A 21,925-nucleotide genomic window follows, 5' to 3' on the forward strand; every position below is an offset into this window, starting at 1 on the left:
CCCGGGACCGCCGGGGCGGTCAGTGGGTCTGAGGCCTCCCCAGCCGCCGCTTGGTCGCCTCGACATCGAGACCGTGCAGCCGCAGCAGGTTCTCCCCGAGGATCTTGCGTTTGGCCTGGTCGGTGAGCTGCGGGTAGCCGTAGCCGTCGCAGAGATCCTGCGGGATCTGGAAGTCCATGAAGGCCTTGATCGCCCACTGCGGGTGGAAGATCGGCGCCTCCGATCCGTAGACGATCTTGTCCTCGCCGCACCAGAACAGCAGCTTTCCGAGGATCTCGGCGAACATTCGCGGCGCGCGGACGAGGAAGTTGATGGTGGCCGCGAGCGAGGCGTGCAGGTTCGGGTACCGGATCAGCTGCCAGCACGTCTCGTCGATGAACGGCAGCCCGACGTGGTAGATCACGAAGTTGATGTCCGGGAAGTTGGCGGCGGCGCCGTCCATGTCCCAGGTCTGGGTGTGTTCGATCGGTTGTGGGCCCAGCGGCACACCCTTGTGCACACCGATCAGGTTGACGCCGAGCTCCTGCGCCTTCTCGAAGATCGGGAATGCGACCTTGGGGTCGTCCATCCGCCAGGGGAACGGCGAGCCGTAGTCGTAGCGGACGTTGTAGAACTTGAACGCCTTGGCACCGAACTCCTTGACCTGGCGTTCCATGAGGTCGAGCGCCTTACGGCCCTCGAGCGGATTCACCGAACCCCACAAGATCGTGCGGTCGGGGTCACGGGCGGCCAGCTCCGCGCATTCCTCCCACGGCGAGAGACCGTCGCGGTAGAGGTCGGTGAGCGGCAACGGCATGGCCACGAGCATGTCCGTGTCGGACTGGTCGTAGATCATCTGCCGGATGTCCGACGGCGTCCAGTCCTTCAGGAACTCGTCCGCGGAGAGCTTCGGTTCCGTATCCGGGGTGAGCGTCGCGTGGAAGGCGTAGAGGTGGTTGGAGAACATCTCGCCCGGTTTGCCGAAGGCGTTCTTGGGCGAGAAGTTGAACGGGTGTGCGACCCCGTCGAACACGAATGCGTCGCCGATCATCAGATGGCCTCCTCGACCTGGGGACGGTGCGCCGCGACGTAGGCGTCACGGTCGGGCACGGCGGTGGGGGTGGGCAGGAAGCGGAGCTTGCGCACGGCCGACTCGGACAGCCGGTCGCTGGTCCAGGCCTCGTCCCAGACGATCTCGACCTCGGCGCTCTCCACGCCGGGCTGCGCCGTGATCGCCTCCTCCACCTCGGTGAGCACGCGAGACGCGAACGGGCACCACCCCGATGTCAGCAGCAGTTCGACACGGGCGTGGCCGTCGCGCAGGGCCACCGACCGGAGCAGGCCCATGTCGACGACCGATATGCCCTTCTCCCGGCAGCACGGGTCGTAGACGTCCGACAGGGCGGCGGTGGCCCAGTCGGGAACGGCCGGATGTGCGGCGTGCGGATCCATGCAGTGATCGTGTGACGCCGCTCTCATGACCGAAAGGGCGGTGATTTCAGATGGTGCGCCGACCGGTCAGGGCAGCCTCACTCGATGGTGAGCGCCCGTGAAACCCGCGCCGCGCACGCGCGCAGCGTCTGGCGGGGCACGTCCGGACGTCGAAGCGCCCCGGGCGACGTGACGACACCGAGCGCGCCGACCCCGTCCACTGTGGTCACCGGCGCTGCGAGGCAGCAGACCCCCACGGCGTACTCCTCGTCGTCGACGGCGAGGGCGTCCGGAGCGGGAAGCCGGTCGCGGAGCCGTCGACGGTCGACGACGGTGCGCGGGGTGAGATCGTGCAACGGGTGCCGGGCCAGATAGTCCTCCCGGTCCGCAGCGGTGAGCTGGCCGAGAATCGACTTGCCCAGCGCCGTGGCGTGGGCGGCATGGTGGATCCCGACCCAGAGATCGATGCGCGGAGCCCGCGGGCTGTCGATGATCTCGACGACGACGATCTCGCCGTCGACGTGGCGGGCGAGGTAGACGGCGCTGCACAGCTCGTCGCGCAACCACTCCAGAGCCGGCCGGGCTCGCGCGACCCCACGGGCCGCCGTCCCGTGGCTGCGTACGACGTCGATCCGGTGCCCGAGCACGTACGACCCGTCGTCGAGACGCTGCAGGTAGCCCTCATGGGTGAGGGTGCGCAGCAGATGGTAGGTGGTCGGGAGCGGCAGCCCGGTGGCCCGTGCGAGCTCCTTGGCGGGCGCGCGACCGTCCCGCTCGGCGACGACCTCCAGCAGCCGCAGGGCACGCTGCACCGACTGGATGAGGGTCGGACCGCTCTGCTCGCCCACGTCACCGCTCCTTCGCGGGGTGTCCCGCTCCGGAGCCTGGCAGAACGTCGCCGTGATGGGAACGGCCCGCCCGCGCTTTGCACGCCGGACCTGATCGTCGCAGGCTCTCCGGGCTCTACGAGGACCGTGCGAAGCGCGCGGACGGCACCTTGTAAGCTCATCGGCGGTAGCGTGTCCGAGCGGCCGAAGGAGCACGCCTCGAAAGCGTGTGAGGTGCAAGCCTCCGTGGGTTCAAATCCCACCGCTACCGCCAGCCTCACCAGGCGAGACGCCGGGAAGGTCCACACGGACCAGACCGGCGTTTCTGCTTCTAGTCTCACTTGCCGTCCGCCGGCCCCGAGCCGACCTGCCAGATCAGCCCACCGACACGGCTCGCGATGTCGCGTTGGATCGGCGCCGTGATGTGCTGGTACGGGCCGCCATCGCCGTGTGCGACCAGCCCATGATCCCCATGACCGCGTGCTCAGGGACGCCGGGCAGGAGCAGCACCGTCGCGGCCGTGTGTCTGGGCGACGTCGAGCATCAGGTGGGCCCGCCCTGTCAAGCATGTCCCGAGACTCGACACAGTGACCGTCCATCTTGCTGCCGATTCTGCCTCTATTGGATCCTCCGACAGCGCGTGGCCGGCCACGCCGGCCCTACCGCTCGCTCACTACGCCTCCGGCCCGTTCGCGGCGTCGGCGCCGGCTACCCGGCCCGACCCGCCGGCAAGCGAACGATCGCGCGACCCGATTTCGAGACTCACAGAGGGCGTGGATTTACCGCTACTGTCGGCCTCAGGCCCCGGTGTGGCCTGCCGCCCGCTCGCCGTCAGGCGTGGTGCACACACCGGATTCGGTCGTCACCGTCTGCCTCGCGCACGGTGTCCGTCCAGCAACGCGGGCACTGGGCGAGCGACACCGGGACAAGGCCGACGATGGACATGACTACTGATGCGGCCAAGGCCGCGGCTCGCCGGCTGCGCGCTGATCTTGCCGAGCAGAGCATCACGATCAGCCACAGCGCGGCGCTGGAGCTGGTCGCGCACCAGCTCGGACTGTGTGACTGGAATACCGCCAGCGCGCAGCTCGGTCGGCGCCAGGACGATGCCGTTGGAGTCGGCGCTCCGGTGCCGGTCCTTCGGGTTCAGCGCTTCGAGGACGTCCGGTCGTTCTACATCGACTTCCTCGACTTCGCCGTCGAGTGGGAACACCGCTTCCAACCGGGCATGCCCTTGTACGTCCGCATTCCGCGCGGTGACGCCCGTCTTGACCTCTCGGAGCACCATGGTGACGGAACCCCGGGAGCCGTCGTGTGGATACCAGTTGCGGACGCGACGCGACTGCATGCGGAGCTGAACCGGAAGTACTACCCGTCGATGCGCCCGGGACTCGACGACGACGCGCCCGGCGGGCCGACGATCGAGGTGATCGACCCGTCTGGGAACACTCTGCGCTTCTGCGAAGCCTGAAGACTCCGGGCTCCGCCTGGACCCTGCACCGCTCGGAGATCCGGGGGAGTGCGGCGGGGCGGTGATCTCCTCAGGGCGCGCCGAGACGGCTGGCAGGGACCAGCCCGCGCCGCGAGGAGATCCCCACCAGGACCCAGCGTGCGAGATGTCAAGAACAACCCGCGCGGAATATGCACCGACGCAACAGATGGAGGGCCATTCCACCGCAGGTCAGAGCCGATATGCCAGCGCAATGTAAATCCCCTTGCGGCAGGCTGGTAGCGGCCGGGATCAGTGCTCCGATGCGCCGAGTACATTTCGCCGATGCCTCGCCTGATCCATCTCAATGGTCCGCCTGGCGTCGGGAAGTCGACTGTCGCCCAGATGTATGCCGATCGGCATCCGGGTGTGCTCAACCTCGACACCGATCAGGTGGTCAGCCTCATCGGTGGCTGGAAGGACAACTTCTGGGAGACGCTGAAGCCAGCCCGGATCCTCGCGATCAGCATGGTCGAGACCCACCTGCGGACCGGTCACGACGTCGTGATGCCTCAGCTGGTGACCGCGCCAGACGAGATCGAAGGCTTCGAGACCGCCGTCCACCGGAGCGGCGCTGAGTATCGCGAGGTCGTCCTGTTGGCTGAGAAGCAGCAGGCTCTCGACCGTTTTGCGTGCCGGGCGGCGAGCGGCGATCCAGCCCATCACCGTCATATCGACGAGATCGTCGCGCGCAGCGGCGGCCCGGCACTGTTGAGCCGAATCCACGACCAACTCACTGAGTTCCTCCGCGGCCGGCCAGACTGCGCGGTCGTGTACACGGACGGACGCGACCCTCAACAGACCTACGACGCTGTATCCGTCGTGCTCGCCGACCCGGATCAGGCTCGAGAGCCTTCTCGAGCAACGACAGCGCTTCGCGGCCCTGTCGGCGTCGGAATCGACCGGGTGGACGAGCTTGCCGTTGATGATCTTCGACAGTCTCAGTCGTAGTCTCGTTCGGCGCCGTTCGGCTAGTGGCTCGACACGCTGAGTCGGCCGGGTAATTGATCTTGGTGGTTGCGGTGGTGAGGCTGTCTTCACGTCGTGTGTGTGGGGGTGAGGGTGGCTCGTAAGCCGAGTGTGTTCGTGCGGCCGCTGTCGATGGACGAGGGCCGCAAGCTGCAGCGCATCACGAGGACTGCGAAGAATTCGGTCCGGATGCGACGGGCGATCGTGGTGCTGATGTCGGCCCAGGGCCAGACGGTCCGGGATATCTCCTCGTTGTTGCAGGTCAGCGATGACTACGTGCGGGATGTGATCCACGCGTTCAACGAGCGGGGGTTCGACGCGCTGGACCCAAAACCGAGCGGGGGACGCCCGAGGAAGATCGGTGAGCAGGTCCGCACCTGGATCTGTGTGATCGCCCGGACGTCCCCCGCCGACTGGGGTATCACGGCGTTCTCGACCTGGTCGTTGGCCAAGTTGCGCGACCACCTCCTGCGTGAGGGCATCGTCGCCGAGCTCAGCCGAGAGACGCTGCGGCGCATCCTGCATGCCGGTGGGGTGTCCTGGCACCACGACCACGTGGAAGGCCTCCACCGACCCGGACTTCATTGCGAAGATGCGCCGGGTCCTGGATCTCTACGACCATCCACCAGCTGATGGGCGGGTGGTTTGCGTGGATGAGTTCGGACCGTTGAACCTGCAGCCCCGTAAGGGCAAGGCTTGGCGCCCTCACGGCAGACCGCGCAGGTTGCGGGCGACCTACACCCGCCCGGCCGGGGTGATGCACATGCTCGCCGCGTTGGATCTGACGACCGGCCGGCTGTTCTACCGGATCCGGGCACGCAAGCGCTGGATCGAGTTCCTCGACCTGCTCAAGGCCCTACGGACCCGCTGGCCAGGCGAGAAGCTCTACGTGGTGTGTGACAACTTCTCGCCCCACCGCCACGCTCAGGTCCGCTCCTGGTGCGCGGCCAACACGATCGAGTTGGTGTTTCTTCCGACCTACGGTTCCTGGCTGAACTGGATCGAGAGCGAGTTCGCCGCGCTGCGCTACTTCGCGCTCAACGGGACCGACCACCGCTCTCACGCCGAACAGAACGCCGCGATTGCCGCCTACGTCCGTTGGCGCAACACCCACACCCAGCCGAAGGCCAACTTCGCCGTCGGCTCACCGATCCGGACCTGGACCAGTTACCCGACCAAGGCAGCGTGACACGCCACTAGTTGATTGATCTCTTGGGAGTGGTTTCTGAGGGCACGATCACTGCTGTCATCACCGCGCCGGCTACTGCGAGAAGTGTGGCGGTGTTGCATGCGATGCTCAGGCCGGTGATCTGCGCCAGGATCGGGCCGAGAACGGCGCCGGTGAGGATTGCTGCCGCTTCAATGATCCCGAAGACCGCGCTGATCCGTCCGAGCGCGGAGCCGGGAACGGTCCGTTGCCAGACGGTCCGTGGTGCGCCGAGCACCACTGAGCCGGACATCCCGATGACGGCAGCGGCCATGAGCGCCAGCGGTAGTGCGGTCGCGTTGACCAGCACGGCGAATCCGGCCGCAGTCATAGCTTGCGCGCTGGAGAGCAACAGGCGGATCGGGATCCGGTCCACGAGGAGTCGCAGCAGCGGGGCGCCGAGGAGGAATCCAACGCCGAGTGCTGAAAGGACGGTTCCGATCGCGGTTGGTCCCCCGAGGTGCTGGACCCCGAGAGGAACGAGCAGCGCGCTGAGCGCGGCGTTCGCCACGAGGAACACTCCGGTGGCCGGCAGCAGCGCCGCGACCACGGGGTGTTCAGGAAGCACCTGCAGGCCGGCTCGGAAGGACGAGCGATCGCCTCGGGGGTTCGGACGGCCTCGTTTTCTTGTCATGATGATGGCGATCGCGGATAGCAGGTAGGTCGCGATGTCGATCGCGACGAGAACCGGGAATCCTGCTGTGAGTAGTAGTGCGGCGCCGAGCGGCCCGCCGACCAGTCGCACGGTGCCGTTGATGATGGCGTTGAGGGCGTTCGCGCTGCGGAGCAGTCCCGTGCCGACGACGGCGGGAAGGTGGGCCTGCATCGCCGGGGTGAAGATGACGGTGGCGGCGCTCTCGAGAAGTACGGCTACGTGAACTGTCCACGGCGCTGTGTCAGCGGTGAACAGTAAGGCGATAGCAGCGGCGCGGAACAGGTCGGTGCAGATCAGGAGCATGCGGCGGTCCATCCGGTCGGCCAGCACGCCCGCGATCGGGCCGAGCAGCAGGAACGGTAGGTACTCGGCGGCGACGACGAGACCGGTCGCCAGCAGTGAGTCTGTCGTGGCCAGCACGTGCGCCGGCGCGGCGATGACCAGCAACCAGGACCCGAGTCCGCTCACCAGAGTGGCGCTCCACAGCAGTCGGAAGTCGCGCACCCGTAATGCCTGGAGCATCAATCCTCCGGGTTGTGTCCTGACAGAATACAATTCTGACGAGACACAACTACCAGAGTGGGTCCTGTGAAGATAGGGTGCTCGCCATGGAGATGCTGGGCCCGCGGCTCCGTGCGTTGCGCGCAGCGGCAGGCCGCACGGTTGCCTCGGTCGCCGCCGACGCCGGCCTGTCGGTGCCTTACATCGCGAACCTGGAGAACGGACGGGGCAACCCGACTCTCGCTGCGCTCGATCGTCTGGCCCGTGCGCTCGGAACCGAGCTGTCGGTCGATCTCGGCGAGCCGGGCGCAGCGCCGACAGTTGGGCCACCTGCATCTCTGATTCGGGTGGCTCGCAGCGAGCGGTTCCGCAGGATCGCCGTCGAGCTGGCCGGCCCGGACCGGAATGCGAATCAGGTCGCCACCGGGCTGGTTGACCTGCTCGCCCGCGTCGGTCCGGCGCTTGGCGTCGAGCCCGATGACGTTGACTGGTGGCGCCTGCTCGACGCACTACTGCTTGTCGGTCTGCACCCCAGTTCCAACAGCGCGCGGTCGTGAGAACAGTGATGCTGCCAGGAATGGCGCCACAATCCCTGCAGTTCAGAGCACGTCGATCGTCTTCCTGAACCGTGCGTCTCGCCGGGCCTGGTTCACGGTCTTGCCGAATCCGACTCTAGGGATCAAGGTGCCGCCTCTCGCGGCGCGCGAAGTAGCCGGCCCCGGCAGCCCGGCAGTCAGCGGCGCCCAGCCCTACGTCGGCACCGCGGACGGTCACCTCTGACCGGCCCGGGTCGCGATGGTCGGTCACCCCAGCCGTGCGGCGCGGGTCAGGAGGTGGCGCCTCTCGGGTTCGCTGGTGGTCCGGCGGGCCGCCTCCTGGTAGCCGGCACGCGCCACGTCGTGGTCGCCGGCCATCTCCAGCAGGTGGGCCCGCACGGACACGAGGTGGTGGGACGCGGAGATGCGCTCGTCGGTCGACAAGGTGTCGAGTACGGCCAGCCCGGCCGTGGGCCCCTGCACCATCGCCACCGCCACCGCCTGGTTGAGCGTCACCGTCGGGTTGGGCGCCACTCGCTGCAGCAGGGTGTAGAGGGCCAGGATCTGCGGCCAGTCGGTCGCTTCGGCAGTGGGTGCCTCGTCGTGGACGGCGGAGATGGCGGCTTCGAGCTGGTAGGAGCCGAGCGGGCCCCTCGACAAGGTATCGGTCACCAGGGCCACACCTTCGGCGATGGCTGCGGCGTCCCACAGCGTCCGGTCCTGGTCGCTCAGCGGCACCAACGACCCGTCCGGGGCCGTGCGGGCCGGGCGACGGGCATCGGTCAGCAGCATGAGAGCCAGGAGCCCGGCCACCTCGCCGGCGCCGGGAACCAGCCGGTGGAGCTCGCGGGCCAGCCGGATGGCCTCATCCGTCAGCTCGGCCCGCACCAACCGGGTTCCCGACGTCGCCGTGTAACCCTCGTTGAAGACGAGGTAGACCACATGGAGCACGACGCCGAGCCGCTCCGCCTGCTCAGCCGGCGGCGGTAGCTCAAAGCCGGCCCCGGCTGCCTTGATGCGCTGCTTGGCCCGGCTGATGCGTTGCGCCATGGTCGCTTCGGGCACGAGGAAGGCCCGGGCGATCTCGGCGGTCGACAGACCTCCGACTGCCCGCAGGGTCAACGCGACCTGCGACGGGGGCGTCAGGGCCGGATGGCAGCACAGGAACAGCAGCGTGAGGGTGTCGTCGCCGGTGGGGCCGCGGGCATCGAGGTCGGGGTGCACCTCGCCGTCGGCCGGGGGCGGGGTGCGGAGGGCATCGGCCTCCTCCCGCCGCCGGCGGGCGATGTCGCTGCGCAGCTGGTCGGCGAGGCGACGCGACGCCACCGTCACCAGCCACCCTCGTGGGTTCTCCGGCCACCCCTGCACCGGCCACTGGGCCGCGGCCGCCACCAGCGCCTCCTGCACGGCGTCCTCGCAGGCGTCGAAGTGGCCGTAGCGGCGCACCAGCGCACCGAGCACCTCGGGCACCAACCGCCGGACGGCCCTCCAGTCGGTCACGGCTCCACGTTGGCCTCGTGCATAAGGGGCCGGACCTCGACGCCCCAGTAGCGCGCCGCCGGGTTGCGGGCAGCGATCTCCAGGGCTCGTTCCAGGCTGTCGCAGTCGACGATCGTGAAGCTGCCCAGGTACTCCTTGGCCTCGGCGTAAGGGCCGTCGGTCACAACCGGCGTCCCGGCCGTGGCCCGGACCATCTTGGCGTTCACCTGGTCGGCCACGCCGTAGGCGCCGACCAGCTCACCCGACTCGAACAGCTCGTGGTTGAGGGCGTCGGTCTCGCGGATGATCTCGGCGAAGGTCTCCGCACCCACAGAGCTGAAGGCTTCCTCGTTGCCGTAGATCAGCAGCATGTACTTCACAGCTCGCTCCTCTCACTGCTCCGGCTGGGCCGATCCGACCAGTTCGCCACTGGCGCCGCGATCGTCCAGCACCAGCTTCGACCGCCCGGTGACGGTGTAGCGAATGTGGGTGACCTCGGGCGCCTCGACGACCCGGGTCGGGACCAGCTCGATGCCGTCGTCGGCGCCGAGACCGAGGCTGGGGTCGAACAGGCGCTGGCCGTCGCCCAGCAGCACCGGGGCGATGTGCAGCTCGAGCTGGTCGAGCAGCCCGGCGGTCATCACCTGGCGCAGGAGCTCCCCGCCGCCGGCCACCGCCACGTCCTTGCCACCGGCGGCGTCCCGGGCCAGCTCGATGGCTCGCTCGAGTCCGTCGGTGACAAAGGTGAAGGAGGTGCCCCCCTGGCGTTCGAGCACCTCCCGGGGACGGTGGGTGAGGACGAACACGGGGGCGTGGAACGGCGGCTCCTCGCCCCACGGGACCTCGCCGCCGTCGAACATGCGCCGGCCCATGACGTAGGCACCGGCGGCCGCGAACGTCTCCTCGATGATCTCCGAGTTGATCGACTGCTCGCCGCCGGCGAAGCCCTGCCGCTCGCGCCAGGCCGCGGCGTCGACGGCCCAGCGGGTGACCCGGAAGAAGCCGGGCGCTTCGGGGCCCCGCATCCAGCCGTTCATGTCCTTGGGGTCCCGTGTGTCCCGCGGCCCTGTGTAGAAGCCGTCGAGCGACACCGACATCTGGGCGGTGACCTTGGTCATGTTCGTGTGCCTCTCATGGTGGCGGCCCCTGTGGCCGCCGGTACGCAGAGGTCGGAGCGGACCCACCGTTCTCTACACACGCCGGCAAGAAAACTGAGGGGAAGTGGGTACCGCAGGTTGCGGCCCCGCCGGGCTGTCGCTTTCCGGTCTCAGCTGCGCCGGCGACCTCACGGTCCGGTGGTGGCGGACACGGGGGTCTTTTCGTGTAGGCACCAGTCGAGTGCGGCCGGCCACTGGCCGTATCCGTCTGCGGGGGTGATGTGGCCGGCGGCGGGGAGGATGTCGCAGTCCAGGTCGAGCGCGGCGCTCCACGCGCGCGGGTCGGCAGGCGCGTATGGATCGGTCTCCGAGACGACCACATGCGGCGGCTTGGCCGACGCGGCCTTGAGGAGCTCGCGGTCGACGCGCTCGAGCTTGAACTCTTCGTTGCCGTTGGCCGCGGTGAACGCTTGCGCACCGAGCGGGGACACCAGCAGCACCCGGGTGACGCGCAGGTCGGCAGGCAGGGTCTGGGCGGCCTGCAGCCACAGGGCGCAGCCGAGGGAGTGACACACCACGACGCGTTCCTGGTCGCCGAGCTGGGCCAGTTCGGCGTGCAGGAGATCGATCCATTCGCTCATCGACGGCTGCTCGGGCGCGGGAAACTGCGGATAGAGCACCTGCTCGCCCCGCTGGCGCAGGGCCTCGGTCAACCACCACAGCCAGTGCTGCCGCGGGCGACGGTGCTGCACGCCGTGCACCATGAGAAAGCGCCGCGCCGGCGGAGGCGAGCTGGACATCTCGGTCATCTGTCTCCTGATTTCTGTTCCCGTGGTCCTCGATCGTCCTCCACGCCGCGCCGGCTGCATCGAGGGCGGCAGCGCCGTCGCTCCGCGATGCCGGTCGGGTGGCCATTGGTCATCGAGGCATGGTCAGCTGAAGCCAGGAGGCCATCGATCCCTCGGGTCAGTCCCGATGGTCGACGATATTGACAACGTTGCCGTCGGGGGCACGGACGAGGAATCGCCGTACGCCCCAGTCCTCCTTCGTCAACGGACGCACGATCTCGAAGCCCAATTCCTGCGCTTCCGCGTAGGCGGAGTCGACATCGTCTGTGAGTACGGAGACGACCGAGTCCTCGGGTGACGTGGCGTCGCGGGTGACGAGTTGGATGTAGGCGCCGGTTTCGGGGGAGATGTAGCGAGCTACCCACCCCATGTTGAATCCCTCGGTGCTCAGCCCGAGGTAGTCGGTGTAGAAGCTCTTCGCTGCGTCGACGTCGGCCACCCGGAGGTTGGCCACGATGCGGTTAACGCGCATGGGATCCTCGCTGTTCGCTGTCCATCGCTCTCGGTCGCCAACGATCCACGCCCGCTGCCGCCCGCAAGGGCGCCTCCGGCGTCGTTACGCAAATGGCTCTCGACCAGCCTTGCCCCGATGCACCCGACGAGGCCCGGATGCGGGAACTGTTCGCGGCGTCCGCTAGTCGCGGACTGCGGCGATCGCCTCCACCTCGACCAACTGGTCGTCGTAGCCGAGGACCGTGACGCCCATGAGCGTGCTCGGGACATCGTGGTCGCCGAAGGCGTCCCTTACGACCTCCCACGCGGTGACGAGATCGGCTCGGCGGGAGGAGGCGACAAGAACGCGGGTGCTGATCACATCCTCGATCGTGGCTCCGGCCTCGGCGAGTGCCGTGCGCATGTTCTCGACGGCTCTGGCGGCTTGCCCGGCGTAGTCACCGACGGCCGCGGTAGTGCCGTCGGCGTTCAGCGGGCAGGCTCCAGCGAGGAAGATCAGCCGAGCGTCGGCCGGCGCGGTTGCGGCGTAGGCATACTCGGCGACGTCGGAGAGGGACTTCGAGCGGATCAGTGTCACTGCCTTGGTCATCGGTCCTCAAGCTAACCGATCTCCTCGACGTGGACTGACGATAAGCCCGGGCACGCCACCCTGTGTCGACTGTTCGCGCCGCTCACCCTGACCAGTTAGGGCCGCGTCGTGAGTAGATCGACGCTTCGATCAGCCGATCATCTCGTGAGGCACGGCGAGATCTTCTGACTGGTAAACCCGGCTGATCGTCGCTGGATCATCACTCGTGCAAGCCTCGGCCACGCGGTCCATGAGCGTGTCGTACTCCGGGCCGGTCAGCCCCTTGTACGAGGCCTCCATGCGGCCCCATTCGTCCCACGGCAACATCTCCAGCTTGGAGAGCGACGCAAGGTCACGGATGGCGTTCCCGCGGATTTCTCCCACGCCCCACGCATCGTCGACGTCGGCGACGCCGAAGGTGTCGGGATCGATCGAACCGCTGCGATACAGAGCCCACGCCTCTCCTCCGGTGAGAAACTGCCCGGGCGCGAGGTCCTCCGGGTGATCCACGATGTCCCGGCCGAGCATCTCGGAGTCGATGCGGATCCACCGCTGATCCTCGGGGAGCCAGTACTCCGTGATCCAGTGATCGACGCTCCGTGCAGAGATGAAGTAGGTCGCGAAACCGCACCGCGCTCTGGCCGGTATGCCGCGCAGCCGTAGGAGAGCGGTGCTCAGGGTGGCGAAGTGGCGGCAGGTGCCGACCACTCGGTGCGCGGGAGCCCGCGGGTGGTGAAGGGGAGCGGGATCGAGGTCTGAGAGGACCGTGATCAAGTCGTGAACCGGTCGGATGGCACGCTCGGTTTGCCGTCGTTCCGGCAGGCCCTGAGCGGCTGCCTCGTCAGGTTGGATGACCAGGCCCTGTGCCACCGTGCAGATGCCTACCGGGTCGCCCGGGAGATCGTCGGCGAGCCACAACTGCTCCGGCTCGAAGCTGGTGAGTGGACCGGGCTCGCTGTAGCTCCGCAGGTCGACAGCCACGATCCGGATGCTAACGGCATGCGCGTCAGCAGCATCTGCAGATCAACAACTCGGGTTCGGCCGGGCGGGTCCCGGTGCCGCGCACCGAGGTGTCACTCCACCAGGGAGCAAGGCTCGCACGTTGCGTGCGTATGGGTGCAGGGAAGGGGTGGGTGCTTGCCACGGCCATCTGGCCGGTCCACGCTGAGAACGAAGACGGCAAGGGCGAGTCGATCCAGCACCGATTCGCGCACAATCCGGGACGATCAAGAACGACGACACCGGTGACGTCGCCAACGACCCTTGACGGCCGGCACCGGCAGAAAACGTGCATCTGCGATCGGACCTGCTGAAACGCAGACCAGGGGGCCGCCAGGGTGCCTTCATGGTGCGCCCGAACGGTGAAGCGCGGCGGTCATCCCGTGCACACAACTCAAGGAGACCGCGATGAGCACAACGGATTTCCGGAGCAGCGGCCAGAGCGGCAAGGACGTCGACCTGAAGCTCGAGGTGGTGGTCATCCCCGTCTCGGACGTCGACCGCGCGAAGGATTTCTACGAGGGCCTGGGGTGGCGGCTCGACGCCGACTTCGCCTTCGACAACGGCTTCCGGGTCGTCCAGTTCACGCCACCCGGCTCGGGCTGCTCGATCCAGTTCGGGACGGACATCACCCCGTCCACGCCCGGCTCGGCTTACGGCCTCTACCTGGTCGTCTCCGACATCGAGGCTGCGCGCGACGGGCTCGCGGCTCGCGGTGTCGACGTCAGCGAGGTGTTCCATGCCGACACGCCGGGCGCACAGTTCCAGCCCGACGGCAGCGGTCGCGTCAGCAAGCCGGCGCCCGATCATGCCAGCTACGGTTCGTTCGCCACGTTCAGCGATCCGGACGGCAACGGCTGGCTGGTCCAGGAGGTGACGACGCGGCTGCCCGGCCGGGTCGACGCCGCCGACACGGCGTTCGCATCCGCGGCGGATCTCGCGAGCGCGCTGCGGCGTGCTGAGGCCGCCCACGGTGAGCACGAGAAGCGCACAGGTCAGGCCGATGAGAACTGGCCCGACTGGTACGCCGAGTACATGGTGGCGGAGCGGGCCGGGACGGAACTGCCGACGTGAGCGGCTACCACGTCATCGTTCTCGGCGGCTTGCCGGAGTGAGGAGGAATCATGACGGGCACAACCACTCCTTTTTCCGCTCAGCGCGCACCGGAACTGCTCGGACAGACTGTTGTCGTGATCGGCGGCAGCGCGGGAATCGGGTTGGAGACAGCCCGACGCGCCCGTGCTGAGGGTGCCGAAGTCGTCATCACCGGCCGCAATTCCGATCGGCTCGAACAAGCGGCGGTGGAAGTCGGCGCGCGGAGCACCGCGGCCTTCGACGCCAACGACGCCGCTTCGCTGGAGGGGTTCTTCCAGGACCTGCCGGCGCCGATCGACCATGTGATGGTCACGGCAGGCGGCCCCCGATACGGACCCTTGCTCGAGATGGACTCGGCCCAGGTGCGCGACGCGATCAGCGACCACGCGGTGCTGGCGCTCGCGGTCGCGCGCAACGCCGCCGGGAAGATGAGGCCCGGGGGCACGCTGCTGCTCATGGGCGGTACCGGTGGCCGGCGTATCGGTCACGGCCTCGGGATCGTCTCCGCCGCCACAGCCGCGCTGCCTCCGTTCACGGCAGCCCTCGCGCTGGAGCTCGCGCCGGTTCGCGTCAACCTCATCGCCGCAGGCTTCGTCGACACGCCGTTGTCGGCATCGCTGCTCGCAGACCGACTCGAGGAGCGCCGCAATGAGCTCCGGGAGAAGCTCCCGATCGGCCGTGTCGTCGGCCCCGCCGACGTCGCCGCGCTCGCCGTCCACATCATGAGCAACACGGCGCTCACCGGCGCGACGTACGACATCGACGGTGGCCAGCAGTTCATCTCATGAAACGCGGGCCCGGCCTGCGATCACAATGAGCGTGCAGCGACTGCGCTGTCCCGCCTGTTCGACGAGGCGGTGCAGGCAGCGGTCACGAGTCCGGCTGCGCCGAGGGCCGCGCTGATCCAGATCGGCGCCTGCGCCGACTGCGTGGCGTCCAATGCAAGTCCGCCGAGCGCCGGGCCGATTGCAGCCCCCACATTGAACGACGCCGTCGCGTAGCTCCCGCCGAGCGTCGGAGCATCGACGGCCAGCACCAGCGCTCGGGCGATCACCGTGGAACCGACGGCGAAGGACAGCGCGCCCTGCACCCCGATCGCGATCAATGCGACGGTGGGGTGGACGGCGGTGAGAGCGAAGGTGGTCCAGCCGAGAACCAGCATGACTCCGCCGACCAGGATGACGATTCCTGCGTGTCGATCGGCGAGGCGACCGGCTGCCGTCACGCCGACGAACGACCCGATTCCGAAGAGCGCCAGCCCGATCGGCACCCAACCCGGGTCGAGACCGGACCGGTCGGTCAACACCGGGGCCAGGTACGTGAACGTGCAGAACGTGGCTCCGTTGACCAGCGCTCCGACCAGCAACGTGAGCGCCAGATTCGGCCGCCGCAGGGCGCCGAGTTCACCGACCACTCCGCCGACCCGGTGTCGACCTGCGGTCGCGGGAACGCCGAGCACGACGCCGATGATCGCGGGCAGCGAGATCAGCGCCACGGCCCAGAACGCCGAACGCCAGCCCCATGCCTGGCCCAGCAACGCCCCGGCGGGCACGCCGGCCACGCACGCCAGCGTGGTGCCGGCCAACAGGAGCGCTGTCGCACGTCCGGTCCGCTCACCGGGCACCATGCGAACAGCCACGGCGAGCGCGACGGCCAGGAAACCGGCGTTGGCGAGAGCTGAGATCACCCGCGTCGCGAACAGCACGGTGAACGACGGTGTCAGCGCTCCCACGACGTGCACCGCCACGAACACGGTGAGAAAGGCCAGGAGCGCGGCGCGAGGCGGGAACCGGCGGCACAGCACCGCCATCCCAGGGGCTCCGACGATCATCCCGACGGCGAAAGCCGATGTCAGGGATCCGGCAGCCGCTGTGGAGATCGCCAGTTCAGCGGCGATCTCGGGCACCAGGCCAGCGAGCATGAACTCCGATGTCGCTTGCGCGAACACCGCTACAGCGAGCATGTACAACGCAACAGGCATGACAGAACTCCGCAACCACGAGGGGAGACCGTCGCTGGGGCGCGCCGGAACATCACGACGCGGCGCCACGCAGACGGTCAGGAACCGTGCGAGAACACGGCTTCCGGAGAACGCCACCTGTGCCGAACACGCTCATCGAGGGCCAGAACTCGCGGCCCTGGGATCCGGACTGCGAGCGCAGGTATGCGGCGTAGCCACCGGAAGGCCGGTGGCTACGGTCTGTTCGCCTCGGGGCTGTTCACGATCTCGACGCTATCACCGCTGTACCAGCGCATGTCCACGGCTTTCGTCTCGGCCCGGCGGCGAACGGGAATCGTCAGCGAGCCCGTCGGAGTCCATCCAGCGGACGACGCGTCCGACGCAGTCGTCGATTGCCGCGGCGTCGGAGTCGTCGAGCAGGTACTTGACGATCTGCTCCAGAGCGAATGTGCCGTACCACGTCCGGGCTCGGGTGTAGGTCGCTTCGTCGACGGTCTTCGCGATCGTCGGCCAGCCGTGCCAATGGGCCAGGCAAGCGACGTCGATGGCGGGATCGAAGGCGTGGGCGAGGTCCCAGTCGAGTACACCGATGACGTCGCCCTCTGGGGACCAGTGCATGTTCTCGCCGGTGAGGTCGCCGTGGACGAGTCGGGGCGGCACGGGGTCGAGCGCCAACACCGCAGCCGTGCGTCGGACGGCGGAGTCGTGTAGGCGTGGTGGAAGGCGTGGAACGGCCTCGGCGAGGATCAGCTCTTCCCATCGTTGCCTGCCGGCGTAGGCGTGGGGGACGTCGAGGAGATCGATCAGCGGCGCCAGGTCGACTGCGGCGAGTGCGTCGAGAACGTTGCGGAGGGTCGTCGGATCACCGTTTCCGCGTGGCGCATAGCTACCGGGGATCCATGAGACGGCGACGGCGGTCCAATCCGATGTGGACACGACCGGGCTCAGTGGGATCGGCGTGGCAAACGGGAGTTCGGCTTGGGCCAGTGCTTCGAGCAGGGCCGTGCGGCGCGGAAGTGACTCGACGGCAGGTGCCGAGCGGGCGATCCGCACGGCTGCGACGTCCGGGATGAGAACGACGTCGTGGGAGCCACTGGGAATGACGGTGGTGCGGGCGAGGCTGGTGCTCGGCAACAGTGTCCCGACTATGCCGACCTCGCGATCTGTCGGCGGACGCGGGATCACCAGCCGAGAGTAGATCAGTGATCTGCCCACGCAGTGGTTGCCGGCGCACGCGGAAGCACTCCTGGGTCCGTGCCCGGCCCCGAAGTATGCAAAGGGACGATGGCCGGGTGGAGAAGTACGAATTGGCGGCCGCGCTGTATGACGTCTCGCATCTCACAGGAAGATTCGTGCTGCGCTCTGGCAAGACGACATCGGAGTACTTCGACAAGTACCGCTTCGAGTCCGACCCGGCGCTGCTGGGCGCCATCGCCGAGCGGGCCGCCGGCGAGATGCCATCAGGAGTTGACGTCCTTGCGGGCTTGGAGCTCGGCGGGGTCCCCGTCGCGACGGCTCTGTCTCTGAGGTCCGGCCTCCCGGTGGTCTTCGTGCGAAAGCAGGCGAAGACCTATGGCACCAGCAAACTCGCCGAGGGTGTGGACATCGCGGGTCGCAACGTGCTGGTTGTCGAGGACGTCATCACCTCAGGCGGCCAAGTGGCGCTGTCGACACTCGAGCTGCGCAAGCTGGGGGCTGTCGTGACCGACGTTCTCTGTGTCGTGGACCGGGAAGAAGGTGGAGTCGAGAGACTGGCTGAACATGGGCTGAAATTGCACGCCCTGTTCACAGCGGCCGAGCTGAAGGTCTCTGCCGCACTCTGAACCCTGCCGCACGGCCCGACCGGCGGTTCTGATGCTCGCCTCACTCGTCGCCCGCGCGTCCGGACGCCGACGTCGCGCGGCTGACCAGTTGCCGCAGGGCCTCGACATGGCTGTCGAAGGCCGTGCGGCCTCGCGGGGTCAGGGTGACCAGGGTGCGGCGCCGGCGGCCTGCGCCTTCCTTGCGGACCTCCGCGTACCCGGCGTCGGCGAGGGTTGAGACCTGTTTGGAGAGTGCGGAGTCGGTGAGTTGGAGACTCTCTTTGAGGAAGCTGAACTCGGCCCACTCCGTTGCCGCGAGCAGCGCCATCAGACTCAGCCGGGTCGGCGGATGGATCAGTTCGTCGAAGCCGGGCGGTGTGGTCATGCAGTCGTCCGGTGCAGCAACACCCTGTACAGCGGCTGGGTGACCGCGATGAGGGCGACGACCAGCACCCCGAGAAGGGTGTAGCGAATCGGGATGTCGATCTGGTCGACCAGCCACATTCCACCGAGGGTGAGGGCGCCGAATGCGATCGCGAAGCCGCCGACCACGGCCCAGAATCGACCGGTCAGTTGAGATTGGTGCATGAGCGCCTTGCTGCGCTTGCCGGCCTGGGTGAAGCAGGTCAGGGCGGCCACCAGTGCTACGCCCAAGAGGGTCAACTGCAGGGCCGGGGCCACGGGTAGATCCAGTGCCGCGAACCCGGCGACCAACGCGGCCATGCCGGTGGCGTCCCAGCCTCGGTGCCGACCACGGGATGCGCCGTCGATGACCTGGTTGCGGCGCTTGGCGATCTCCGTGAGCTGGGCCTGGGCGTCCTCGGTGTTGCTCATGACCGTTACCTCCACAGTTTGACTTGCCTGTCAGGAAAGTTAACACACGACTTTCCTGCCGGGCAAGTCAAGCTGAGCAGGCGAAACGCCGTCGAACGGCGATGCCGCTTCGCGGCGCGCTTCGGCTAGTGGGGAAGCTTCGCGGCGAGCACGTCCACCGGGCTGATGGTCGGCGGCACGCTGAACAGCTCTGATGTGCGGGCCACGATCGCGTCGCGGACCTTGCCCTGCAAGTGGGCCTCGCGGTCGTCCTCGGTCTCGAACGCGTCGAAGATCCGGAAGGACGTCGGTCCGGTGCGGAAGGCGAACCAGGCGAGCGTTCCCGGCTCGGCGTCCACCAGCGTCTTCGCGTCGATGAGGAACTTGGCGACGTCGTCTTCCTTCCCCGCCTGTGCTTCGAACTCGACGAAGAAACCGTATGCGGGCATGGTGTCCTTTCCTGGGTTGGCGGCCGGTTGGTCCGACGCTGGCTGGCTGGACCTGTCGTCAGTGCACAGATTCCGCCAACCTCGTCCCAGATCTCGCCAACCTCATTCGTCGCGGTGCGCGTCCGCCGGTGTCCGATCCGACGAGCTCGTCGTTCGTTCGGGACGGAATGTTTTCCGGTAGCCGGCGGCGGACGTTCCGACCTGCCTCTCGAAGTTGCGCCGCAGCGTCTCCGGCGAACCGAAGCCCACCATCACCGCAATCTCCGAAACCCGGTAGTCGGTTGTTTCCAGGAGAACCTTCGCCCGGTCGACGCGCTCCCGGATGATCCAATCGAAGACGCTCATCCCGGTGCTCTGCCGGAACTTCCGCACAAGGCTGCGTTCGCTCATGTGCTCGTGGTCGGCGAGTTCGGCGAGTTCGGCGAGTTCGGCGAGCGTCAGCGGTTCATGGATGTGGTCGCGTAGCCAACGCAGAAACGAGTTGATGGGTGGTTCGTCGTCGAGACGGATGGAGTTCTTGATGAACTGTGCCTGGCCGCCAGGTCGGTGTGGTGCGCTGACCAGAATGCGCCCGAGGTCGTTGGCGTAGGCACGGCCGAGGTCCAGGTCGACGAGATGGAGAGCGAGATCGGTGGCGGAGAAGATGCCGCCGGAGGTGTGCACCGGTCCGTCGTCGACGTAGAGGTTCTCGGGCTCGAGGCGGACCAGCGGAAACTCCGCGCGGAACTCGTCGGAGAGCAACCAGTGTGTTGTGGCGCGGCGCCCGTCGAGCACGCCTGCGCGGCCGAGGATGAACGCGCCGCCGCAGAACGAGACCATGCGCGCACCTGCTTCACCGGCCGACCGAAGGTTCTTGAGGAGAACGTCACTTCGCGGGCTCAGTGGATCTTCGATGCCGGGAATCATGACGGTGTCGGCCGTCAGCATCGTCTCCAGGGGAGAAAGCTCGCCGGGATCGGCTCCGGACGGCAGGATGTACCGCTTCTCCTCACCGCACAGAATCACTTCGTACGGGCTGTCGTGGTCGCCGGTGACCGAGGCGATCGACGACATCCGCCGACCGAAGATCTGTTGCGCGATGGCCACTTCGAGTGCCACGGAGTCGGGAACGACCAGCAGTGCAATGACGTGCTTGTCGCGCCCGAGCGAAGTGGGCGGAAGCTTCCTGGGATGCATCGGATCTCCGGCTCGGCTGAGTACAGGGCCAGTAGCGTCCGCACCATCGTGGCTCGATCTGTGCAGATCTGGCAAAGCCTGTCAGAGCCCGAGCTCGCCCGGAGTCAAAACGGGTGGAGCCGGAAACGAGCGGCGATCAGCATGGCTCGGTGGCGTCAGAGCTGGTGGAGCACTACGGGGTCGACGGCGTCGAGGACACGCGCTTGAGCAGGTCACCGCACGGACGGTTGGAGTTCCTCCGCACCCAGGAGCTGATACGGCGCCTGCTGCCGGTCGCCCGCGCACGGATTCTGGACATCGGCGGTGGCACCGGGGTGCACGCCGCATGGCTGGCCGCGGACGGCCACGCCGTCCACGTCGTCGACCTGGTACCGCGTCACGTCGACGCAGCCGCAGCGCGTGAGGGCGTCACCGCCGAGGTGGGCGACGCCCGGCAGCTGAGCGCCTCCGCCGAGAGCGTTGACGTCGCGTTGCTCCTCGGCCCTCTGTATCACCTGGTCGAGCCCGCTGACCGCGGCCGGGCGCTGGCCGAAGCGAGGCGTGTCCTGCGGCCCGGTGGCCAGGTGGTGGTGGCTGCCATCAGCCGTTATATGTCCCTGCTGGAGGTCGGCGCCGAGGGCAGGTTGACCGCTGCGATGGAGCCGTCGGTCGCCTCCGTGATCGCGACCGGACGCTACGACGGGCATGCCGGTTTCGTCGGCGCTCACTTCCACACGGCGGACGAGTTGCACGCCGAGATGACGGATGCCGGATTGCGAGATGTCGCCGTCTTCGGCGTCGAGGGGCCGGCGTGGCCCGCACTCGACTCCGCCGGCCTGGCGGAGTTCGAGGCCAGGGTCGAGGCAGCGCTGCGATGCGCCCGTATGGTCGAGCGGGATCCACTGATGATCAACACCAGTGCTCATCTGCTCGGCGTGGGTCGCAAGTAGCGCGAGCACGCGCGGGCACGCGCCTAGGCACGTGCGGCCCGCAGCAACCGCAGCTGTCCGATTTCGGCGGTGTTCTTCGTCAGCTCGACGTTGACCCAGGCCACCATGTCCGCGACGGTGCGCTCCGGTTCGTCCGTCCACGGGAAGGGCGCGGCCTTGTCGAGGTCGGCGTCGCTGAACCCGTCGAGGACCGCCGACCATTCGGTGCGGAGGTAGCGCAGCCACGCGGTCGTCTTCTCACCGTCGCCCGGCCAGCTGATCTCGGTGCGGTCCCGGGGGTAACGGCCACGCGCGTGGTCGATCGTCACGGTCCACCACCAGCCGATGTGCCAGGTGATCCAGCCGATCGTGGGCACGGGGGTCGGCTCGGGCTCGCTGTCCTCCCAGTCAGGCGCCCAGGACCCGTCGGCGGTGGGTCGAACGGTCCAGCACAGGGCAGCGGGCTCCCACAGGAAGTCCTCGCCCTCCAACCGGTCCAGGTGGTACTCCAACAGCGACCAGGTCAGGTCGAACTGTGACTGCAAAAGGTCAGAACGGGACAACGGCACCGGCCGATCCTGACAGGAACGTCACAGTCGAGTCGCTGTTTTCGGTTGAACGGACGGCTGCTTGATGCAGACGTGGAGCTGCCGCAGCAGGTCAGAGGGCGCCTCGGTCAAGGAT

Annotated in this window: 27 protein-coding genes and 1 tRNA gene; 10 read left to right on the forward strand and 18 right to left on the reverse strand. The window is 67.9% G+C overall.

Going from position 1 to position 21,925, the window contains the following annotated elements; genetic code table 11:
- Positions 1 to 19: 19 nt before the first annotated feature.
- From MMF94_RS28990 to MMF94_RS29000, 3 genes are all read right to left on the reverse strand, one after another.
- Entirely contained in the window at positions 20 to 1,030 is a 1,011-nt protein-coding gene (locus MMF94_RS28990; RefSeq protein WP_241040397.1) for an amidohydrolase family protein, read from the reverse strand.
- Positions 1,030 to 1,431: a metal-sulfur cluster assembly factor gene (locus MMF94_RS28995; RefSeq protein ID WP_241040398.1), complete on the reverse strand. Its 402-nt coding sequence runs from the start codon at positions 1,429 to 1,431 to the stop codon at positions 1,030 to 1,032. The genes MMF94_RS28990 and MMF94_RS28995 overlap by 1 nt, the downstream gene beginning before the upstream one ends.
- 77 nt (positions 1,432 to 1,508) lie before the next feature.
- Positions 1,509 to 2,258: an IclR family transcriptional regulator gene (locus MMF94_RS29000; protein ID WP_241040399.1), complete on the reverse strand. Its 750-nt coding sequence runs from the start codon at positions 2,256 to 2,258 to the stop codon at positions 1,509 to 1,511.
- A gap of 165 nt (positions 2,259 to 2,423) precedes the next feature.
- On the opposite strand from MMF94_RS29000, the gene MMF94_RS29005 reads away from it, so the two are divergent.
- The 5 genes from MMF94_RS29005 to MMF94_RS29025 all read left to right on the forward strand — a co-directional run bounded on the left by MMF94_RS29005 (position 2,424) and on the right by MMF94_RS29025 (position 5,884).
- A tRNA-Ser gene (locus MMF94_RS29005) sits at positions 2,424 to 2,511 on the forward strand.
- Between the two features lie 669 nt (positions 2,512 to 3,180).
- On the forward strand, positions 3,181 to 3,708 hold the full coding sequence (locus MMF94_RS29010; protein WP_241040400.1) for a glyoxalase superfamily protein: 528 nt from the start codon (positions 3,181 to 3,183) through the stop codon (positions 3,706 to 3,708).
- A gap of 303 nt (positions 3,709 to 4,011) precedes the next feature.
- Positions 4,012 to 4,677, forward strand: a complete 666-nt coding sequence (locus tag MMF94_RS29015) for an AAA family ATPase (protein WP_241040401.1) — start codon at positions 4,012 to 4,014, stop codon at positions 4,675 to 4,677.
- A 111-nt stretch (positions 4,678 to 4,788) separates the two neighbouring features.
- Entirely contained in the window at positions 4,789 to 5,328 is a 540-nt protein-coding gene (locus tag MMF94_RS29020; RefSeq protein WP_241040402.1) for a helix-turn-helix domain-containing protein, read from the forward strand.
- Positions 5,288 to 5,884: an IS630 family transposase gene (locus MMF94_RS29025; RefSeq protein WP_241040403.1), complete on the forward strand. Its 597-nt coding sequence runs from the start codon at positions 5,288 to 5,290 to the stop codon at positions 5,882 to 5,884. The genes MMF94_RS29020 and MMF94_RS29025 overlap by 41 nt, the downstream gene beginning before the upstream one ends.
- A gap of 7 nt (positions 5,885 to 5,891) precedes the next feature.
- Here MMF94_RS29025 and MMF94_RS29030 read toward each other — a convergent pair whose 3' ends face one another.
- Positions 5,892 to 7,079 carry an MFS transporter gene (locus MMF94_RS29030; RefSeq protein WP_241040405.1) on the reverse strand — a complete coding sequence of 396 codons (1,188 nt, stop codon included), beginning with the start codon at positions 7,077 to 7,079 and terminating at the stop codon, positions 5,892 to 5,894.
- Between the two features lie 86 nt (positions 7,080 to 7,165).
- On the opposite strand from MMF94_RS29030, the gene MMF94_RS29035 reads away from it, so the two are divergent.
- Positions 7,166 to 7,615, forward strand: a complete 450-nt coding sequence (locus tag MMF94_RS29035) for a helix-turn-helix domain-containing protein (protein ID WP_241040406.1) — start codon at positions 7,166 to 7,168, stop codon at positions 7,613 to 7,615.
- Between the two features lie 246 nt (positions 7,616 to 7,861).
- Here MMF94_RS29035 and MMF94_RS29040 read toward each other — a convergent pair whose 3' ends face one another.
- From MMF94_RS29040 to MMF94_RS29070, 7 genes are all read right to left on the reverse strand, one after another.
- Positions 7,862 to 9,094: an RNA polymerase sigma factor gene (locus tag MMF94_RS29040; protein WP_241040410.1), complete on the reverse strand. Its 1,233-nt coding sequence runs from the start codon at positions 9,092 to 9,094 to the stop codon at positions 7,862 to 7,864.
- The gene (locus MMF94_RS29045; protein WP_241040550.1) at positions 9,091 to 9,444 is read right to left on the reverse strand and encodes a YciI family protein; all 354 of its coding nucleotides are present in this window, start codon (positions 9,442 to 9,444) and stop codon (positions 9,091 to 9,093) included. Before MMF94_RS29045 ends, MMF94_RS29040 begins: the two co-directional genes overlap by 4 nt.
- 21 nt (positions 9,445 to 9,465) lie before the next feature.
- Positions 9,466 to 10,191, reverse strand: coding sequence for a dihydrofolate reductase family protein (locus tag MMF94_RS29050; RefSeq protein WP_241040411.1), 726 nt, complete (start codon positions 10,189 to 10,191; stop codon positions 9,466 to 9,468).
- A 167-nt stretch (positions 10,192 to 10,358) separates the two neighbouring features.
- Positions 10,359 to 10,979: an RBBP9/YdeN family alpha/beta hydrolase gene (locus MMF94_RS29055; RefSeq protein WP_241040412.1), complete on the reverse strand. Its 621-nt coding sequence runs from the start codon at positions 10,977 to 10,979 to the stop codon at positions 10,359 to 10,361.
- Between the two features lie 157 nt (positions 10,980 to 11,136).
- Entirely contained in the window at positions 11,137 to 11,490 is a 354-nt protein-coding gene (locus MMF94_RS29060) for a VOC family protein (protein ID WP_241040413.1), read from the reverse strand.
- Positions 11,491 to 11,652: 162 nt separating this feature from the next.
- Positions 11,653 to 12,060, reverse strand: coding sequence for a RidA family protein (locus tag MMF94_RS29065; protein WP_241040417.1), 408 nt, complete (start codon positions 12,058 to 12,060; stop codon positions 11,653 to 11,655).
- Between the two features lie 129 nt (positions 12,061 to 12,189).
- Positions 12,190 to 13,020: a transglutaminase-like domain-containing protein gene (locus tag MMF94_RS29070; RefSeq protein ID WP_241040418.1), complete on the reverse strand. Its 831-nt coding sequence runs from the start codon at positions 13,018 to 13,020 to the stop codon at positions 12,190 to 12,192.
- A 426-nt stretch (positions 13,021 to 13,446) separates the two neighbouring features.
- Here MMF94_RS29070 and MMF94_RS29075 point away from each other — a divergent pair, with 426 nt between their 5' ends.
- Together MMF94_RS29075 and MMF94_RS29080 are read left to right on the forward strand one after the other, a co-directional pair.
- Positions 13,447 to 14,112: a VOC family protein gene (locus MMF94_RS29075; protein ID WP_241040420.1), complete on the forward strand. Its 666-nt coding sequence runs from the start codon at positions 13,447 to 13,449 to the stop codon at positions 14,110 to 14,112.
- 50 nt (positions 14,113 to 14,162) lie between these two features.
- The gene (locus tag MMF94_RS29080; protein WP_241040421.1) at positions 14,163 to 14,921 is read left to right on the forward strand and encodes an SDR family oxidoreductase; all 759 of its coding nucleotides are present in this window, start codon (positions 14,163 to 14,165) and stop codon (positions 14,919 to 14,921) included.
- 20 nt (positions 14,922 to 14,941) lie between these two features.
- Here MMF94_RS29080 and MMF94_RS29085 read toward each other — a convergent pair whose 3' ends face one another.
- Together MMF94_RS29085 and MMF94_RS29090 are read right to left on the reverse strand one after the other, a co-directional pair.
- On the reverse strand, positions 14,942 to 16,114 hold the full coding sequence (locus MMF94_RS29085) for a Cmx/CmrA family chloramphenicol efflux MFS transporter (protein WP_241040423.1): 1,173 nt from the start codon (positions 16,112 to 16,114) through the stop codon (positions 14,942 to 14,944).
- Positions 16,115 to 16,369: 255 nt separating this feature from the next.
- Positions 16,370 to 17,227, reverse strand: a complete 858-nt coding sequence (locus tag MMF94_RS29090) for an aminoglycoside phosphotransferase family protein (RefSeq protein WP_241040424.1) — start codon at positions 17,225 to 17,227, stop codon at positions 16,370 to 16,372.
- Positions 17,228 to 17,385: 158 nt separating this feature from the next.
- Here MMF94_RS29090 and pyrE point away from each other — a divergent pair, with 158 nt between their 5' ends.
- On the forward strand, positions 17,386 to 17,916 hold the full coding sequence (gene pyrE, locus MMF94_RS29095; RefSeq protein WP_241040425.1) for an orotate phosphoribosyltransferase: 531 nt from the start codon (positions 17,386 to 17,388) through the stop codon (positions 17,914 to 17,916).
- Between the two features lie 40 nt (positions 17,917 to 17,956).
- On the opposite strand, the gene MMF94_RS29100 is transcribed toward pyrE, so the two are convergent.
- From MMF94_RS29100 to MMF94_RS29115, 4 genes are all read right to left on the reverse strand, one after another.
- On the reverse strand, positions 17,957 to 18,280 hold the full coding sequence (locus MMF94_RS29100; protein WP_241040426.1) for a winged helix-turn-helix domain-containing protein: 324 nt from the start codon (positions 18,278 to 18,280) through the stop codon (positions 17,957 to 17,959).
- Positions 18,277 to 18,729 (reverse strand): hypothetical protein, encoded by a 453-nt coding sequence (locus MMF94_RS29105; RefSeq protein WP_241040427.1) that lies wholly within the window; start codon positions 18,727 to 18,729, stop codon positions 18,277 to 18,279. The genes MMF94_RS29100 and MMF94_RS29105 overlap by 4 nt, the downstream gene beginning before the upstream one ends.
- A 125-nt stretch (positions 18,730 to 18,854) precedes the next feature.
- Positions 18,855 to 19,157, reverse strand: a complete 303-nt coding sequence (locus MMF94_RS29110) for a putative quinol monooxygenase (protein WP_241040428.1) — start codon at positions 19,155 to 19,157, stop codon at positions 18,855 to 18,857.
- A gap of 102 nt (positions 19,158 to 19,259) precedes the next feature.
- Positions 19,260 to 20,333, reverse strand: a complete 1,074-nt coding sequence (locus MMF94_RS29115) for a GlxA family transcriptional regulator (RefSeq protein WP_241040431.1) — start codon at positions 20,331 to 20,333, stop codon at positions 19,260 to 19,262.
- A 149-nt stretch (positions 20,334 to 20,482) separates the two neighbouring features.
- Between MMF94_RS29115 and MMF94_RS29120 the strand changes: the two genes are divergently transcribed.
- On the forward strand, positions 20,483 to 21,262 hold the full coding sequence (locus MMF94_RS29120) for a class I SAM-dependent methyltransferase (RefSeq protein ID WP_241040432.1): 780 nt from the start codon (positions 20,483 to 20,485) through the stop codon (positions 21,260 to 21,262).
- Between the two features lie 23 nt (positions 21,263 to 21,285).
- On the opposite strand, the gene MMF94_RS29125 is transcribed toward MMF94_RS29120, so the two are convergent.
- Complete coding sequence (locus MMF94_RS29125; RefSeq protein ID WP_338104376.1) at positions 21,286 to 21,786, reverse strand: DinB family protein; 501 nt, start codon at positions 21,784 to 21,786, stop codon at positions 21,286 to 21,288.
- Positions 21,787 to 21,925: the final 139 nt, after the last annotated feature.

This window comes from Pseudonocardia alaniniphila, assembly GCF_022524485.1.
Taxonomy (GTDB): Bacteria; Actinomycetota; Actinomycetes; order Mycobacteriales; family Pseudonocardiaceae; genus Pseudonocardia; species Pseudonocardia alaniniphila.

What these genes read in the sequence shown, in the direction of transcription:
- MMF94_RS28990 (WP_241040397.1), bottom strand. Translation starts at nt 1,030, where the DNA reads ATGATCGGCGACGCATTCGTGTTCGACGGGGTCGCACACCCGTTCAAC.
- MMF94_RS28995 (WP_241040398.1), bottom strand. Translation starts at nt 1,431, where the DNA reads ATGGATCCGCACGCCGCACATCCGGCCGTTCCCGACTGGGCCACCGCC.
- MMF94_RS29010 (WP_241040400.1), top strand. Translation starts at nt 3,181, where the DNA reads ATGACTACTGATGCGGCCAAGGCCGCGGCTCGCCGGCTGCGCGCTGAT.
- MMF94_RS29015 (WP_241040401.1), top strand. Translation starts at nt 4,012, where the DNA reads ATGCCTCGCCTGATCCATCTCAATGGTCCGCCTGGCGTCGGGAAGTCG.
- MMF94_RS29025 (WP_241040403.1), top strand. Translation starts at nt 5,288, where the DNA reads ATGCGCCGGGTCCTGGATCTCTACGACCATCCACCAGCTGATGGGCGG.
- MMF94_RS29030 (WP_241040405.1), bottom strand. Translation starts at nt 7,079, where the DNA reads ATGCTCCAGGCATTACGGGTGCGCGACTTCCGACTGCTGTGGAGCGCC.
- MMF94_RS29035 (WP_241040406.1), top strand. Translation starts at nt 7,166, where the DNA reads ATGGAGATGCTGGGCCCGCGGCTCCGTGCGTTGCGCGCAGCGGCAGGC.
- MMF94_RS29045 (WP_241040550.1), bottom strand. Translation starts at nt 9,444, where the DNA reads ATGCTGCTGATCTACGGCAACGAGGAAGCCTTCAGCTCTGTGGGTGCG.
- MMF94_RS29050 (WP_241040411.1), bottom strand. Translation starts at nt 10,191, where the DNA reads ATGACCAAGGTCACCGCCCAGATGTCGGTGTCGCTCGACGGCTTCTAC.
- MMF94_RS29055 (WP_241040412.1), bottom strand. Translation starts at nt 10,979, where the DNA reads ATGACCGAGATGTCCAGCTCGCCTCCGCCGGCGCGGCGCTTTCTCATG.
- MMF94_RS29060 (WP_241040413.1), bottom strand. Translation starts at nt 11,490, where the DNA reads ATGCGCGTTAACCGCATCGTGGCCAACCTCCGGGTGGCCGACGTCGAC.
- MMF94_RS29065 (WP_241040417.1), bottom strand. Translation starts at nt 12,060, where the DNA reads ATGACCAAGGCAGTGACACTGATCCGCTCGAAGTCCCTCTCCGACGTC.
- MMF94_RS29075 (WP_241040420.1), top strand. Translation starts at nt 13,447, where the DNA reads ATGAGCACAACGGATTTCCGGAGCAGCGGCCAGAGCGGCAAGGACGTC.
- MMF94_RS29080 (WP_241040421.1), top strand. Translation starts at nt 14,163, where the DNA reads ATGACGGGCACAACCACTCCTTTTTCCGCTCAGCGCGCACCGGAACTG.
- MMF94_RS29085 (WP_241040423.1), bottom strand. Translation starts at nt 16,114, where the DNA reads ATGCCTGTTGCGTTGTACATGCTCGCTGTAGCGGTGTTCGCGCAAGCG.
- MMF94_RS29100 (WP_241040426.1), bottom strand. Translation starts at nt 18,280, where the DNA reads ATGACCACACCGCCCGGCTTCGACGAACTGATCCATCCGCCGACCCGG.
- MMF94_RS29105 (WP_241040427.1), bottom strand. Translation starts at nt 18,729, where the DNA reads ATGAGCAACACCGAGGACGCCCAGGCCCAGCTCACGGAGATCGCCAAG.
- MMF94_RS29110 (WP_241040428.1), bottom strand. Translation starts at nt 19,157, where the DNA reads ATGCCCGCATACGGTTTCTTCGTCGAGTTCGAAGCACAGGCGGGGAAG.
- MMF94_RS29115 (WP_241040431.1), bottom strand. Translation starts at nt 20,333, where the DNA reads ATGCATCCCAGGAAGCTTCCGCCCACTTCGCTCGGGCGCGACAAGCAC.